Genomic DNA, 13,999 nt, shown 5'->3' on the forward strand with positions numbered 1-13,999 from the left:
CTTCGAGGAGGACATGCGATGAGCGAGCGATACGACGCCGTGGTGATCGGCAGCGGCGAGGGCGGCAAGTTCCTGGCGTGGGATCTGGCAAAAGGCGGTCAGCGGGTCGCGGTGGTCGAGCGCCGCTGGATCGGCGGCTCCTGCCCCAACACCAACTGCCTGCCGAGCAAGAACGAGATCTGGAGCGCCGAGATCGCCCATCTCGCCCGCAACGCAGGCCGCTACGGCGTCGAGACCGGCCCGGTCCGGGTCGACATGCGCCGCGTGGTCGAGCGCAAGCGGGCGATGGTGGCCGGCCTTGTCGAGATGCACCTCGACAAGTACCGCGACAGCGGCGCCGAGCTGGTCATGGGCAGCGCGCGGTTCACGGGCCCGAAGACGATCGCGGTCGACCTGAACGCGGGCGGGGAGCGGGTGCTCACCGCCGACACCATCGTGCTGAACCTCGGAACGCGTCCGGCGGTTCCGGACGTTCCGGGCCTGCGCGAGGCGGAGCCGCTGACCAACATCGAGGCGCTCGAACTCGACGCCCTGCCCGACCACCTGATCGTGCTGGGCGGCGGCTATGTCGGCCTCGAACTGGCGCAGGCCTATCGCCGGTTCGGCAGCGCCGTCACGGTGATCGAGCGCGGTGATCGGATCGCGGGCCGCGAGGACGCGGACGTGGCGGACGAGCTGGCGCGGCTCCTTAAGGCCGAGGGGATCGCGCTGCGGACCGGCACCGGTGTGGTGAGGGTGCGTGGCCGCTCGGGCGAAGCCGTCGAGGTCGTGGTGCGCTCGAGCGACGGCGAGTCAGTGGTGGCGGGCAGCCACATCCTGGTCGCGGCGGGGCGCACGCCCAATACCGACGGGATCGGGCTCGATCTCGCCGGTGTTGCGGTGACGGAGCGCGGCACGATCCGGGTCGACGACCGCCTCGCCACGACGGCGCCGGGCATCTGGGCGATCGGCGAATGCGCCGGCAGCCCGGCCTTCACCCACGCCTCGGCCGACGATTACCGGGTGGTGCGAGACGCGCTCAAGGGCGGCGGGCGCTCCACCGCCGGCCGTCAGATGCCCTACTGCCTCTTCACCGACCCGCCCCTCGCCCGCGTGGGCGCGAGCGAGGCGGAGGCGCGGGCGGGCGGCGCGGAGATCCGGGTCGCCAAGCTGCCGATGCGGGCGGTCTTGCGCACCCGGACCACGGGCCTGACCGACGGATTCATGAAGGCGGTGATCGGGCCGGACGACCGCATCCTCGGCTTCGCGATGCTGGGCGCCGACGCCGGCGAGGTCATGGCGACGGTGCAGGTCGCGATGCTGGCGGGGCTCCCCTACACGGCGTTGCGCGACGCGATCCTGGCACATCCGACGACGGCCGAGGGGCTGAACGCTCTGTTCGCGGCGGTGCCGGCGCGCTGAGCGTGCTTTCAGGCGTCCGCGGTGGCTGGCTCGGCTGCCGCGGCGCGGGCCGCCTCCTCGTGCAGGGGCAGCTCGACCGCGAAGGTCGCGCCCGGTCCCTCGTTGTTGTGGCCTCCGAGCGTCCCGCCATGGGCCTCGACGATCGCCTTGCAGATCGACAGGCCGATGCCCATCCCGTCGCGCTTGGTGGTGAAGAAGGGGCTGAAGAGTTTCGGCAGCTGGTCGGGCGCGATGCCGGTGCCGCAATCGCTCACCGTCAGCCGGACCCGATCCAGCGACGGGGCGGAGACCGCGATCTCGAGCCGTCGCCGGGCCTCCGGCACCGTCCGCATCGCGTGCAGGCCGTTCATCACCAGGTTGACGACGACCTGCTGCAGCTCGACCCGGTCGGCGAGGACCCGGGCCTCGGGCACCGAGACGCGCATGCGCAGGCTCGCCGAGGCGGCGGAGATCTCGCGGTCGAGGAGGTTGGCTGCTTCGGCGAGGACGTCGCGCAGGTCGACGATCTCAGGCGCGCGCCGGTCGCGCCGGAGCTGCTCGCGGGTCCGCTGGACGATCTGGCTCGCCCGTAGGCCGTCGCGCACCGCCCGCTCGGCCGCGCGCTCGGCGGCCGCGAGGTCGGGCGTCTCGCGCCGCAGCCAGCGCAGGCAGGCCTCGGCGCTCATCACCATGGCGCCGATCGGCTGGTTGACCTCGTGGGCGATCGAGGCCGAGATCGCCCCCACCGTCGCGACCCGGCCGGCCCGGGCGAGCTCGCCCTGCGCGGCGAGCAGTGCCTCCTTGGCGCGCTCGCGCTCGGTCACGTCGATCATCGCGCAAGAGACCCGGTCGTAGCCCGACGCGTCGTCGGGCAGCGCCAGGACGAGGATTGCGGTGACCTCCCGGCCGTCGGCCCGCAGGAGCTTCCCCTGCATCTCGTATCGGCCGCCGCCCTGGCCGAGCCGCGCGAGGAGCATGGCGAGGAGGTCGCTGCCCGGCGGCAGGAAGCGGGTCACCGAGCCGAGGACCGCCTCCCGCGAGGCGCCGCCGAGGAGCTGCACCGTCGCCTCGTTCACGTCGATCAGCGTCACGTCTGGCAAGGCATCGCGGCGTGCAAGGGCTTCCTGGAGGATCGATCCGGGGGCCTGCGCGCCACTCGACGCCGTCACCGCCTCGTGCGCGGCGGACAGGTCGATCTCGCAGAGCGCGACGTGGGCCTGCTCGAACAGTGCGCGATAGCGCCGCTCGCTGCGGGCAAGCGCCCCGAGGGCGCGCCGGCGGGCGCTCACGTCGAAGGCGATCAGGCTGACCCCGCCGGTCAGCGCGAGGTAGAAGCCGACCGCGGTCAGGCCGCTGCGCTCGGCGAGTCCTTGCGCGATCATCGGCGAGAACGCGCCGCCGACGATGCCGCCGACGTTGAAGGCCACCGAGGTGCCCGAGTAGCGCACCCGCGGCGGAAACAGGCTCGGCAGCCAAGCCCCGAGCGGCCCGTTGACGAAGCCCATCACCCAGAGGGCGAAGGCCAGGAACACGAAGGTCGTGACGAGCGATCCGCTGCCGAGCATCGGCGCCAGCAGGATGCCGGCGACGATCGTCCCGGCACAGCCGACGATGAGGACGCGGGTCGGGTCGACCCGGTCGGACAGCCAGCTCGCGGTGACGATCGCGGCCGCCATGAACAGGATCGCGCCGAGCTCGACCAGGAGGAACGATGCCCGGGAGTGCCCGAGCGTGGTCGTGCCGTAGCCGAGCGCGAAGGCGGTCGCGGTCCAGAACAGCGAGAAGCAGGCCACGACCCCGAAGATCCCGGCGACCACCTGGCCGGCATGGAGGCGCATCAGCTCGACGAGCGGCGCGCGCGGGGGCTTCGCCTCCTTGAGCGAGGCGGCGAATTCCTCGGTCTCGCGGAGATGGGTGCGCACCCACAGCCCGAGCCACACCAGCGGCACGCTGAGCAGGAACGGCACCCGCCAGCCCCACTCGGCGAACTGCTCCGGCGTCAGGGCCAGGGTGAGGATCAGGAACAGCCCGTTGGCGACGAAGAAGCCGAGAGGCGCGCCGAGCGGCGCGAACATGGCGTAGCGCGCCCGCCAGCCCGGCGGGGCGTTCTCGAGCGCCAGAAGGGCCGCCCCGCTCCACTCGCCGCCGAGCGCCAGGCCCTGCCCGAAGCGCAGGAGACAGAGCAGGGCGGGCGCGAGCCAGCCGGCGAGGGCATAGGTCGGCAAAAGGCCGATCGCCGAGGTCGAGAATCCCATCAGCAGGAGCGAGGCGACGAGCGTCGCCTTGCGCCCGACCCGGTCGCCGAAATGTCCGAACACCGCGCCGCCGATCGGCCGGGCCACGAAGGCGAGGCCGAAGCTCGCATAGGCGCTGATCAACTCGGCCGATTGCAGCGCGGCCGGGAAGAACAGCGGCCCGAAGACCAGGCTCGCGGCGGTGGCGTAGATGTAGAAGTCGTAGAACTCGACGGTGGTGCCGATCAGGCTGGCGAGGAGCACGCGCGCCGTGGTCTGCCCGGAGGCCGGCTTGTGCGATACCGTCATGCTCTCGCCTCGTCCTCTCGCACGCCGGTCGGGTCGTTGCCCGGTCGCGCGGCTCCGTCTCAGGATCGCTGCGCCCCATCACGGCGAGGCGCAGCTGTTAGCTCATAGCTCGGCCGTTGATCGAGGGCCCGCGCCGGGCCGGTCGCCGCCCGTGGTCGCTGAGCGCGGCTCGCCTCTCGGCTATGCCAGCTCGATCTCGACGCTCCGCCCGCGACCGTGGCCCGCTCGAACTTGCCGCCGGTGATATCGGCGAGGGGGGAAGATGTACCGAGAGGGCTTGTGAGATCCTGTGAGACGGGACGAAGCGAGCCGCGGGCGTGCCGGGTCCCGTCATGCGGTCAGGCGCTTGAGAAGGCGCGTCGCCCTCAAGACATCTTGCGTGGAACGGCCCTCCGTCAGCGCATCGTAGACGTCCGAGAGCAGGCCTGCCGCCTCGCCGGCACGATCCCGGCCGGAGAGGTATTCGGCGAGATCCGTCGCGGCTCGGAGACGATAGGACAACGCCCCCTGATCCTGCGCGATCCGGAGGGCGTGACGGAACGCTTCCTCCGCCGGTCCCGCCTCCTGGTCCGCTTCCTGAGCCGCGAGGGCCCGGCCCTTGATGCGCCACGCCTCGGGGACGAGCGTCAGCTCCTCGTCGCGCTCGATGCGGACCAGCGCAGGCCCAGCTTCAGCGAGGGCCTCGCCGGGCCGCCCCGCCTCGATCAGGGCCTCGGCGAGGGCGAGCTGCAGGGCCGAGTTCATCGTCAGGTGCGACACCTCGGCGAGGCCCGCCAGACCCTCGGACAGGAGTGCGACGCCGCTCTCCAGATCGCCGCGGAGCGCGTGGAGCTGCCCGGTCAGCGCCCGGGCGAGAAGCTCGTAGGGGACGAGCGAGTGCCGGGAGGCCAGCACCCGCCCCGTGGCGAGTGCCTCCGCCGCCCGGTCGAGATCGCCCGACCACAGGGCGACCGGCGCCGTCCAGAGCAGAGCCGTGCACAGCGAGACGGGATGGCCGATCGCATCGGTCTCCCGCACCACCCCGTCGACGGCCGCCGCGGCCTGGTCGGGGAGGCCCTGCACCCACAGCGCGCGGGCGATGGCGCAGTGGGCCAGCATGCGCTGGTCGATACCGAAGCGGACCACCTCGGGCCGGCGCTGGAGCGGGAAGTTGCGCAGAGCATGCCCGCAGCGCAGTTGCGCCTCGGCCTGACGCCCCATGAAATGATCGAGGACGCCTACCATCCAGTCGCCGGTCGCGAGGCCCGTATCGCTGAGCGAGTGCCATACGCTGGCCCGGCCGCGCTCGGCATAGGCCATCGCGGCCTTGAAGTCCGCGAGGCGGAGCGCGAAGATGTACAGGCCCTCCAGCAACCGGATCTGGTACGCGAGATCCTGCTCGGCCTCGGCCAGGTCCAGGGCCTCGTGGAGCGCGGTTCGCGCGTCCTCGCCGTTACCCCTGGTGTAGCGCAGGGCGACGCTTCGTGCCGCCTTCAGTTCGAGCCGCGGCTTCGGCCCGAGCGCGGCGAATTCCTTCGCCCCGAGCGCCCGCCCGGTCCACTCGACGCATTCGGCCAGGAGCGACAGGTGAAGGAACAGGGGCGCGGAACAGGCCGCGAGCCGGACCGCCAGCTGCGCGTCGCCGCCCGGCCCGAACGCCCAGACCAGCGCGGCGCGGACATTGCCGATCTCGAAGGCGAGGGCCGCCACCCCGTCGCCACCGTGCCGCGTCCCGCTCGCCGCCCGCGCGCCCTCGAGCAGGCCGGCGTAGCAGGCGACGTGCCGGCGGGCGACGCCCGCGTCCTCGCCCGCCGCCCGGAGCTTCCGGAGGGCGAACTGGCGCGTCATCTGGAGCAGGCGGTAGCGGGCGCCGCCCTGGGCGGCCTCCAGCACGAGATGGGACTTGTCGGCGAGCGCGCTGAGGACCTCCAGGTGATCGGACCGGTCCCTGCCGTCGTCGAGGACCGACAGGGCCGCATTCAGCGAGAAGTGGCCCGTGAAGATCGACAGGGCCCGCAGCGCGCGGGCCTCGGCCTCCGACAGAAGGGCGTAGCTCCAGTCGAAGGTGGCCTGGAGGCTGCGGTGGCGGGGGACGGCGCTGCGGTGGGCGAGCTCGGCGCCGGTGCGCAAAAGCTCGACGAGGCCGGCGAGACCCAGGGTCCGCATGCGGGCCGCGACGAGCTCGATCGCCAGGGGAAGACCGTCGACCTGCCGGCAGATCTCGCCGACGAGCCGGGCCTGGACCGGATCGAGGGCGAAGTCGGGGTATTGCAGGCGTGCCCGGTCGCAGAAGAGCTGGACCGCCGAGAAGGCGAGCGGGTCGTCCGTATCGGCGAAGGGCGCCGCCAGCGGCAGGAGGTGGTGGACGGCCTCGCCGGACAGCCGGAGCGGTTCGCGGCTCGTCGCGAGGATGCGCGCGGCGGGCGCGCCGCGGAGGATGGCCTCGGCCGCGAGCGCGACGGCATCGATGACGTGCTCGCAATTGTCGAGGACGAGGAGGGCGTCCGCATCCGCCAGCACCTTGACGACCTGCGGCAGCGGAGTGGCCGATCCGACCGGGACGCCCAAAGCCGAGGCGACGGCGCTCGGCACGAGGCGCGGATCGTCCAGCGTCGTCAGGTCGACGAAGGTCGGCGACGGCCCGGCAGGGCCGCCGGTCCGATGCATGACCGCCGCGGCGAGCGTGGTCTTGCCGACGCCGCCCGTGCCAACCACCGTCACCAGCCGATGGCGCGCCAGGCACGCGAGCAGGATCTCGACATCGGCCGACCGGCCGATCAGGTTCGACGGCTCGGGCGGCAGGAGCGACGAGCCGGCCGGCCGGATCATGACCGGCTGGGCCGGCGCGCCGGACGTCACCATCGCCGTGAAGCAGTAGCCGCGGCCCGGCACGCTCGTCACGTGCTCGGCCCCCTTCGCGTGCTCGGCGAGCGCCTTCCGCAGCTGCCCGATCTGGAAGCGGAGGTTGCTCTCCTCGACCTGCGCCCCGGCCCAGGCGGCTGCCGTCAGCTCGCGGTGGCTGATCACCTCGCCGGGCCGTGACGCGAGATGGATCAGGAGATCGAGGGCGCGGCTGCCGAGCTTGACGACGGACGACCCCGCCAGAAGGCGCCGGTGCTCGGGGAGCAGCGTGAAGACGCCGAACACGATCTCCGGCCGCGCCGCGCCGGGCGGGCCCGCCGTGGCGTCGCTTGCCTTCGTCATGCCGCCGCTCCCGCACCTGCCCGACACCGATCGCCCGGGCCGCTGCCGGCCCCGTCCCTTCCGGGGCGGCGCCCCGCACGCGAAACCGGCCGGCGCACCATAGCGTAGCCGTATCGCCGATCATCCAGGTCCTCGGACGTAGATGCCACCTTTCCGGACATTCCGCCGCCGGAGCGCACACCTTCCGCAGGGGAAAGCCGCATGGAAAAGGCCAGGCCTCGTTTCCGGCCGTCCCGCTTGCCAGTGCCGGAACCCGGGCCGATGGTGCGGCGCGAGAAGGGGGACGGAGCCGATGACGACGACGCGCCGCACAGGGCTGGTGATCGGCCCCGATTTCGACTTCATGGGCCTCGCCGTGACCACGCCCTTCGTGGTGGCGAACCGCTACGCCGGGGCGGCGCTCTACGACGTCCACCTGCTGTCGGAGCGCGGCGGCCCGATCCGGTCCGGTCTCGGCCCCGACCTCGCCACCGAGCCGCTCGGCGACCCGGCGGCCTTCGACACGCTCCTCGTCGCGGCCGGCATCAGCATACCCCAGACCTCCCCCGTCCTCGCCGACCATCTCCGCGCGGCCGCCCGCTCGACGCGGCGGGTCGCCGGGCTGTGCCTGGGCGCCTTCATGCTGGGCGATGCCGGCCTGCTCGACGGGCGCCGCGCGACTACCCACTGGCATTTCGCGCCGCAGTTCCGCGCGCGCTATCCGGCCTGCCGGCTCGATATCGACAAGATCTACGTCGTCGACGACACCATCTGGACCTCGGCCGGCATGTCGGCCGTCATCGATCTCGCGGTCGGCATGATCGAACACGATCACGGCCGGGACCTCGCCGTCAGCGTGGCCCGCGGCCTCGTCATGGAGCGCCGTCGGGCCGGCGGCCAGGCGCAGCACTCGGCCTTCCTCGATCTCGACGCCCGCACCGACCGGATCCAGGCCGTCCTGGCCTATGCGCGACGCAACCTCCACCTGCCGTTGACGACCGAGGCGCTGGCGGCGGTGGCCTGCCTCAGCCCGCGCCAGTTCACCCGGCTGTTCCGGGCGGAGACCGGCACCTCGCCGTCGAAGGCGGTGGAGCGCATCCGCCTGGAGGCGGCGAAGCTGATGCTGGAGCAGAGCCGTCTGCCGATCGAGGAGATCGCGCGCGAGACGGGTTTCGCCAACCGCGAGCGGATGCGCCGGGCGTTCCTGCGGGCCTACGGGGCGGGGCCGCGCAACGTCCGCGTCGGGGCGGGGCCCGTCGCCGCCCTGTGACCGGGTAAAGCCGGTGGCCCGGTCCGACCGGCCGAGAATGTCCGGAATCGTGACATCAACGTCCGGATCCGCCGCTGCCTCCCTTGCTTGATGGTCTAACATGCGCCGAAGCCCGACCGCCTCCCGTTCGGTCCGGCAGCAGGCAGGCGAGCCGATGCGGAAGGTGGGAGTTGTGGTCGCCCCGGGCCTGCAACTCATGTCGATCGCGGCGCTCGCGGTCTTCCAGGCCGCCAACGTCCTGTTGGAGGATCGCGTCTACGAGACCCGCCTCGTGTCGGAGGGCGGCGGCGAGGTCCCGACCGCCGCCGGCTTCGCGGTGGCGAGCCGCCCCCTGGAGCCGGAGATCTACGACACGCTGCTGGTGGCGGCCCGCATCGGCACGGAACCGGCCCCCGCCGCCCTGGTCGCGTTCACCCGCGAGGCGGCGGCGACGTCGCGCCGGGTCGGCGCCCTGTGCACCGGGGCCTTCACCCTGGCGCAGGCCGGCCTCCTGTCGCAGCGCCGTGCCACGACGCATTGGCGCCACGCCCGCGAGCTGCAGGCGCGCTTCCCCGACATCCGGATCGAGGCGGACCGTCTCTTCGTCAATGACGGCCCGATCTGGACCTCGGCCGGGATGATGGCCGGGATCGACATGACGCTCGCCCTTGTCGAGGCCGATCTCGGCGCCGACGTCGCCCGCACCATCGCGCGCCGGATGATCCTCGACCGCCGGCGGCCGGGGGCGGATCCGCAGGCCTCCGGGCTCCTGGAACTCGAACCGCGGACCGACCGGATCCGTAAGGTCCTGGATCACGTCCGGCGGCACCTGCGCGACGACCTCTCCGTGGCCCGGATGGCCGCGGTCGCGAACCTCTCGCCGCGCCAGCTCGGGCGGGCTTGCGCCGCCGAATTCGGCGAGTCGCCCGCGAAGCTCGTCGAGCGGCTGCGCGCCGAAGCGGCCCGGGCGCTCCTGATCGAAGGCCGGCATTCGTGCGAGGCCGTTGCCGACCGGGTCGGCTTTGCCGACCGCGAGCGGATGCGGCGCGCCTTCCTGCGGCTTTACGGCCGGCCGCCCCAGGATTTCCGGCGGACGACCCATCCATCCGTCCGGCCGGCGGGGACGGCCCGCGAAGAGGCCTGACGGAGCCGCCGGCTCACGGAATCTCACGAGGCCTCGCACGACACCCGCGCGGCCCGGCGCCTACGACGGGCTCCACACGCACGATCCCGGCAGGCCGCGGGCGCCCGGACTCCCGGCGGTCATCCAGGCTCGCCATCCAAGCTCGCCATCCAGGAGAGATCCGCCATGTTCGATCTGACCATCAACGGCCAGTCCCGCCGCGTCGATGTCGAGCCCGACACGCCGCTGCTCTGGGTCCTGCGCGACACGTTGGGCATGACCGGCACCAAGTACGGCTGCGGCATCGCGCAATGCGGCGCCTGCACCGTGCTGATGGACGGCCAAGCGACCCGCTCGTGCCAGGTCACGGTGGACTCGATCGGCGCGGCCAAGGTCGAGACGATCGAGGCGGTGGAGGCCGATCCGGTCGGCCGCAAGGTGGTCGCGGCCTGGATCGCCGCCCAGGTCCCGCAATGCGGCTACTGCCAGTCGGGGCAGGTGATGGCCGCGACCGCGCTGCTGCGCGAGACGCCGAAGCCCAGCGACGACGATATCGCGGGCGCGATGACCAACCTGTGCCGCTGCGGCACCTACAACGCCATCGCCGCCGCCGTGCGGCACGCCGCGGCCTGAGGGGAGGCGACCATGGACCAGATCCTGCGCTCGCCCGCCCGGGCCCCCGAGGGTACCGCAACCCTCTCGCGCCGCCATCTCCTCGGCGCAGCGGCCGGCGCGCTGGTGCTCGCCGTCGCGCTGCCCGCCCGCGTCCGGGCCGAGGCGCAGGGACCCGCCGAGGGCGCCGGCGCGATCGCTCCGAAGCCCGGCACCCGGGTCCCGGCCTTCCTGGAGATCCGCCCCGACGGGACATTCCGCTTCCTGTCGCCCTTCGTCGAGGGCGGCCAGGGCATCGCCACCGGCATGGCCCAGATCGTCGGCGAGGAGCTGGACGTCGATCCGGCGCGCTTCGTGGTCGAGTGCGCCCCGCCCGGCCCGGATTACGCGGTGGTCAACGGCATCCGCATGACCGGCGGCAGCTTCTCGACGCGTTCCAGCTATCCGCTGATGCGCCAGCTCGGGGCCACCGCCCGCGACATGCTGGTGCGCGCGGCGGCCGCGCGGCTCAAGGTGCAGGCGGCCGAGCTCACCACCCGCGACGGCACCGTTGTCCACGCCGCGTCCGGCCGCACGCTCGCCTACGGCGCGCTCGCCGCCGACGCGATGGCGCTCAAGCCCAACGAGTCTGCGCCCCTGCGCGACTCCAAGACCTTCCGCTACATCGGCAAGCCGGTGGCCCGGATCGACGTGCGCGACAAGGCGACGGGCCGCGCCGTCTACGCCATCGACCAGAAGGTCGAGGGCATGCTCTACGCCGCGGTGGCGCACGCGCCGCATCCGGGCACCGAGCCGGTCGGGCTCGACAACGAGGCGGCAGTCCGCTCGATGCCGGGCGTGCATTCGGTCCACCGCCTTCCCGGGGCGGTGGCGGTCGCCGCCGACAGCTGGTGGCGGGCGCGCAAGGCCGTCGAAGCGCTGACCGTGCGCTGGAGCGCCCCGAAGGCGACCGGCCTCGACACGGTCGCGGCCGACTTCTCCTCCGACGGGCTGCTCGCGGTGCTCAAGGCCTCGGCAGAGGCCGGCCACGCGGCGGAAGCGGAGGGCGACGTGACCGGCGCCTTCGCGCGTGCCGCCAAGGTGGTCGAGGCGGAGTACGCCGCGCCCTACCTGGCCCACGCCCAGCTCGAGCCGCCCTCGTCGATCGCACGCTTCAACCCTGACGGCACCCTCGACGTCTGGCTGCCGAACCAGATGCCGGAGCTGTTCCAGGGCATCTCGGCCAAGGTCGCGGGGGTGTCGCCGGACAAGGTCCGCATCCACTCGCCGATGCTCGGCGGGTTCTTCGGCCGGCACTTCCCCTACGATTCCGGCAACCCGTTCCCGCAGGCGATCCTGCTCGCGAAGGCGACCGGCCGTCCGGTGAAGGTGCTGTGGTCGCGCGAGGAGGAGTTCGCCCGCGACGGCCTGCGTCCCCTGAGCTTCAGCCGCTTCCGCGCCGCCCTCGACGCGGCCGGCAACCCGACGGCGATCGAGGTGCGCACGGTCGGAGAGGGGCCGATCGGCCGCTATTTCGGCGCCCTGATGAAGACGCCCGTCGATCCCTCCGCCGTCGAGGGCATCGTCGAGAAGCCCTACGCGATTGCGAACCGGCGGATGACCTTCACCAAGGTCGCGCATCCGGTGACGATCGCGTTCTGGCGCTCGGTCGGCCACTCGATGAACGACGCCTTCTACGAGAGTTTCCTCGACGAGGTGGCGCAGGCCGGGGGGCACGACCCGTTCGAACTCCGGATGACGCTTCTGAAGGACAAGCCGCGCCACCTGCGACTCCTACGCGAGGTCGCCGACCTCGCCGGTGGTTGGCGGCGCGGCCCCTACGCGGCCGGGGCTGGCCAGAGGGCTCGCGGCGTTTCGCTCGCCTCGCCCTTCGGCTCGGAGACCGCGACGATCGCCGAAGTCTCGGTCGAGGGCGGCGAGGCGCGGGTGCACAACCTCTGGATCGCCTTCGATCCGGGTTCGGTCGTCAACCCGGCGATCGTGAAGGCGCAGGTCGAGTCGGCGGCCGCGCTCGGCACCTCCTCGGTGCTGTTCGAGCAGATCGTCTACCGGGACGGCCTGCGCCAGTCGCGGAACTTCGACACCTACCCGATCCTGCGCCGCGAGCACATGCCGGCGGTCCATGTCCGCATCGTCGAGAGCGGCGCCCCGATGGGCGGGGTCGGCGAGCCGGGCCTGCCGGGCGTGCCCTCGGCGATCCTCAACGCCATCGCGGCGCTGACCGGGCAGCGGATCCGCTCGTTGCCGGTCGCCAACACCAAGCTCGCCGGCGCCTGACCGGCAGCAGGACCCGACGTTCGAGCGATGCGCCGACGGGAGGGGCTCCTGCCGTCGGCGTCACGGCCGATGCTCTCGCGCCGGCCCAAGCATGAAGGCGCCGCAGCCCGGTCCGCGCCCGTCATAAGCTGCGTCGTGGAGCGAAGACCAACGAGGCTGCGCCGGCTTGCGGCGGCCTGCTCGGGCACGATTCCGCGTCGCAGCTCCGCTTGATCCGGCCAGGCCGATACGCGGCCTTCTGGGCCCATCCCGGTCGGTCGCCGATTCCGGATCCGCCCCGCCGTCCTCGGACCTGCGAGCGCTCGTGAGGCGCAAGACGTGGTGCCGCGCACTCCCTCACAACGTCTCACGACGCCTCTCACGACGGGAGCCGTCGAACCGCTTAGCCCTGGAGGCCATGGACGAGCCGCCGGCTGCGCTCCGGGCGGACAGCGACAGGCACATGATGGATTGGAACCTCTACCGGCAGCAGGTGACGGCCGGCGTCGGCGGGTTCGCCAAGCTCAGCCCGGAGACGATCGGGGGCTACGGCGCGCTGAGCGCGGCGGGACAGAAGACCACTCTCCTCGACGCCAAGGTGCGCGGGCTGATCGCGGTCGCCGTCGCGGTGACGCTGCGCTGCCACGGCTGCATCACCGTCCACGCCGACGCGGCCGGCACGCTCGGCGCGACGCAGGAGGAGCTGGTCGAGGCGCTCGGGGTCGCCGCGAGCCTCGGGGCGGGAGCGGCCATCGTCTACGACACCCGCGCCCTCGACGCCTTCGCGGCCTCGGCCGAAGCCCGCTCCCCGACGCCGTGACGACGCGACAGCCGGAGGCCATGACCATGCCTGCACCGCTCCAGACAATCCCGACCCCGTTCGGCGACCTGGCGTTCCGCGCCGAAAGGCCGGAGACCGGGATGCCGCTCCTGCTGCTCCAGCGCTTCCGCAGCACACTCGACGACTGGGATCCCGACTTCCTGGCGCGCCTTGCCGAGGGGCGCCGCGTCATCCGGTTCGACAATGCCGGGATCGGCGCCTCCGGGGGCACGGTGCCGGCCACCGTCGAGGGGATAGCCGAGGTCGCCCGCGCCTTCATGGACGCCGCCGGGCTCGCGCGGGCCGATATCCTCGGCTGGTCCCTCGGCGGCTTCGTCGCCCAGGACCTCGCCCACGCGGCCCCGGAGCGGGTGCGCCGGCTGATCATCGCCGGCTCGGGACCGGGCGGCGTCGCTGAGGGGCCGCAATCCCACCCGCGGGTGCCGGAGGTCATGGCCCATTCGCAGAACACCGAGGAGGACTTCCTCTTCCTGTTCTTCACCGGCACGGAGACGGGCCGCGCGGCGGGCCGTGCCCATCTGCGCCGCCTCGCGGCGTTCCCCGAGCGGGTCCCGGCGGTCACGGGCCCGGCCTTCCTGACGCAGCTGCGGGCGATCGGCGGGGCGGCCGGCTTGCGCGAGCGGCTCGGCGGGCTCGCGATGCCGGTGCTCGTCGCCAACGGCGTCGCCGACGTGATGATTCCGGCCTACCGCTCCTACGCCATCGCGCAGGAGGCCCCGGACGCCACGCTCGTCCTCTATCCGGATGCGGGCCACGGCTTCCTGTTCCAGCACATCGCCGATTTCACCGCCGAGGTCGGCCGCGTCCTCGCCGACCACTGAACCGGATGAACG

At 72.8% G+C, this 13,999-nt stretch carries 9 protein-coding genes; 7 read left to right on the forward strand and 2 right to left on the reverse strand.

Features of this window, described 5'->3' with window-relative positions:
• Nucleotides 1–18 precede the first annotated feature (18 nt).
• The gene (locus tag EU555_RS18720; RefSeq protein ID WP_135416742.1) at nt 19–1,401 is read left to right on the forward strand and encodes a mercuric reductase; all 1,383 of its coding nucleotides are present in this window, start codon (nt 19–21) and stop codon (nt 1,399–1,401) included.
• Between the two features lie 8 nt (nt 1,402–1,409).
• Here the strand turns inward: EU555_RS18720 and EU555_RS18725 are convergent, their stop codons facing one another.
• A complete protein-coding gene (locus EU555_RS18725) occupies nt 1,410–3,923 on the reverse strand; it encodes an MFS transporter (protein WP_135416743.1) in 2,514 nt (837 codons plus the stop codon).
• A gap of 330 nt (nt 3,924–4,253) precedes the next feature.
• Nucleotides 4,254–7,106 (reverse strand): ATP-binding protein, encoded by a 2,853-nt coding sequence (locus EU555_RS18730; RefSeq protein ID WP_135416744.1) that lies wholly within the window; start codon nt 7,104–7,106, stop codon nt 4,254–4,256.
• Nucleotides 7,107–7,398: 292 nt separating this feature from the next.
• On the opposite strand from EU555_RS18730, the gene EU555_RS18735 reads away from it, so the two are divergent.
• The 6 genes from EU555_RS18735 to EU555_RS18760 all read left to right on the forward strand — a co-directional run bounded on the left by EU555_RS18735 (nt 7,399) and on the right by EU555_RS18760 (nt 13,987).
• A complete protein-coding gene (locus tag EU555_RS18735; RefSeq protein WP_135416745.1) occupies nt 7,399–8,355 on the forward strand; it encodes a GlxA family transcriptional regulator in 957 nt (318 codons plus the stop codon).
• 154 nt (nt 8,356–8,509) lie between these two features.
• Complete coding sequence (locus EU555_RS18740; protein WP_135416746.1) at nt 8,510–9,478, forward strand: GlxA family transcriptional regulator; 969 nt, start codon at nt 8,510–8,512, stop codon at nt 9,476–9,478.
• Between the two features lie 165 nt (nt 9,479–9,643).
• Nucleotides 9,644–10,090 carry a (2Fe-2S)-binding protein gene (locus EU555_RS18745; RefSeq protein ID WP_135416747.1) on the forward strand — a complete coding sequence of 149 codons (447 nt, stop codon included), beginning with the start codon at nt 9,644–9,646 and terminating at the stop codon, nt 10,088–10,090.
• 12 nt (nt 10,091–10,102) lie between these two features.
• Nucleotides 10,103–12,346, forward strand: coding sequence for a xanthine dehydrogenase family protein molybdopterin-binding subunit (locus EU555_RS18750; RefSeq protein WP_135416748.1), 2,244 nt, complete (start codon nt 10,103–10,105; stop codon nt 12,344–12,346).
• A gap of 442 nt (nt 12,347–12,788) precedes the next feature.
• On the forward strand, nt 12,789–13,145 hold the full coding sequence (locus EU555_RS18755; RefSeq protein ID WP_135416749.1) for a carboxymuconolactone decarboxylase family protein: 357 nt from the start codon (nt 12,789–12,791) through the stop codon (nt 13,143–13,145).
• 26 nt (nt 13,146–13,171) lie between these two features.
• The gene (locus EU555_RS18760) at nt 13,172–13,987 is read left to right on the forward strand and encodes an alpha/beta fold hydrolase (protein ID WP_245524364.1); all 816 of its coding nucleotides are present in this window, start codon (nt 13,172–13,174) and stop codon (nt 13,985–13,987) included.
• The last annotated feature ends 12 nt before the right edge of the window (nt 13,988–13,999 follow it).

The organism is Methylobacterium nonmethylotrophicum, from assembly GCF_004745635.1.
GTDB lineage: Bacteria > Pseudomonadota > Alphaproteobacteria > Rhizobiales > Beijerinckiaceae > Methylobacterium > Methylobacterium nonmethylotrophicum.

What these genes read in the sequence shown, in the direction of transcription:
- EU555_RS18730 (WP_135416744.1), bottom strand. Translation starts at nt 7,106, where the DNA reads ATGACGAAGGCAAGCGACGCCACGGCGGGCCCGCCCGGCGCGGCGCGG.
- EU555_RS18735 (WP_135416745.1), top strand. Translation starts at nt 7,399, where the DNA reads ATGACGACGACGCGCCGCACAGGGCTGGTGATCGGCCCCGATTTCGAC.
- EU555_RS18725 (WP_135416743.1), bottom strand. Translation starts at nt 3,923, where the DNA reads ATGACGGTATCGCACAAGCCGGCCTCCGGGCAGACCACGGCGCGCGTG.
- EU555_RS18760 (WP_245524364.1), top strand. Translation starts at nt 13,172, where the DNA reads ATGCCTGCACCGCTCCAGACAATCCCGACCCCGTTCGGCGACCTGGCG.
- EU555_RS18745 (WP_135416747.1), top strand. Translation starts at nt 9,644, where the DNA reads ATGTTCGATCTGACCATCAACGGCCAGTCCCGCCGCGTCGATGTCGAG.
- EU555_RS18740 (WP_135416746.1), top strand. Translation starts at nt 8,510, where the DNA reads ATGCGGAAGGTGGGAGTTGTGGTCGCCCCGGGCCTGCAACTCATGTCG.
- EU555_RS18720 (WP_135416742.1), top strand. Translation starts at nt 19, where the DNA reads ATGAGCGAGCGATACGACGCCGTGGTGATCGGCAGCGGCGAGGGCGGC.
- EU555_RS18755 (WP_135416749.1), top strand. Translation starts at nt 12,789, where the DNA reads ATGATGGATTGGAACCTCTACCGGCAGCAGGTGACGGCCGGCGTCGGC.
- EU555_RS18750 (WP_135416748.1), top strand. Translation starts at nt 10,103, where the DNA reads ATGGACCAGATCCTGCGCTCGCCCGCCCGGGCCCCCGAGGGTACCGCA.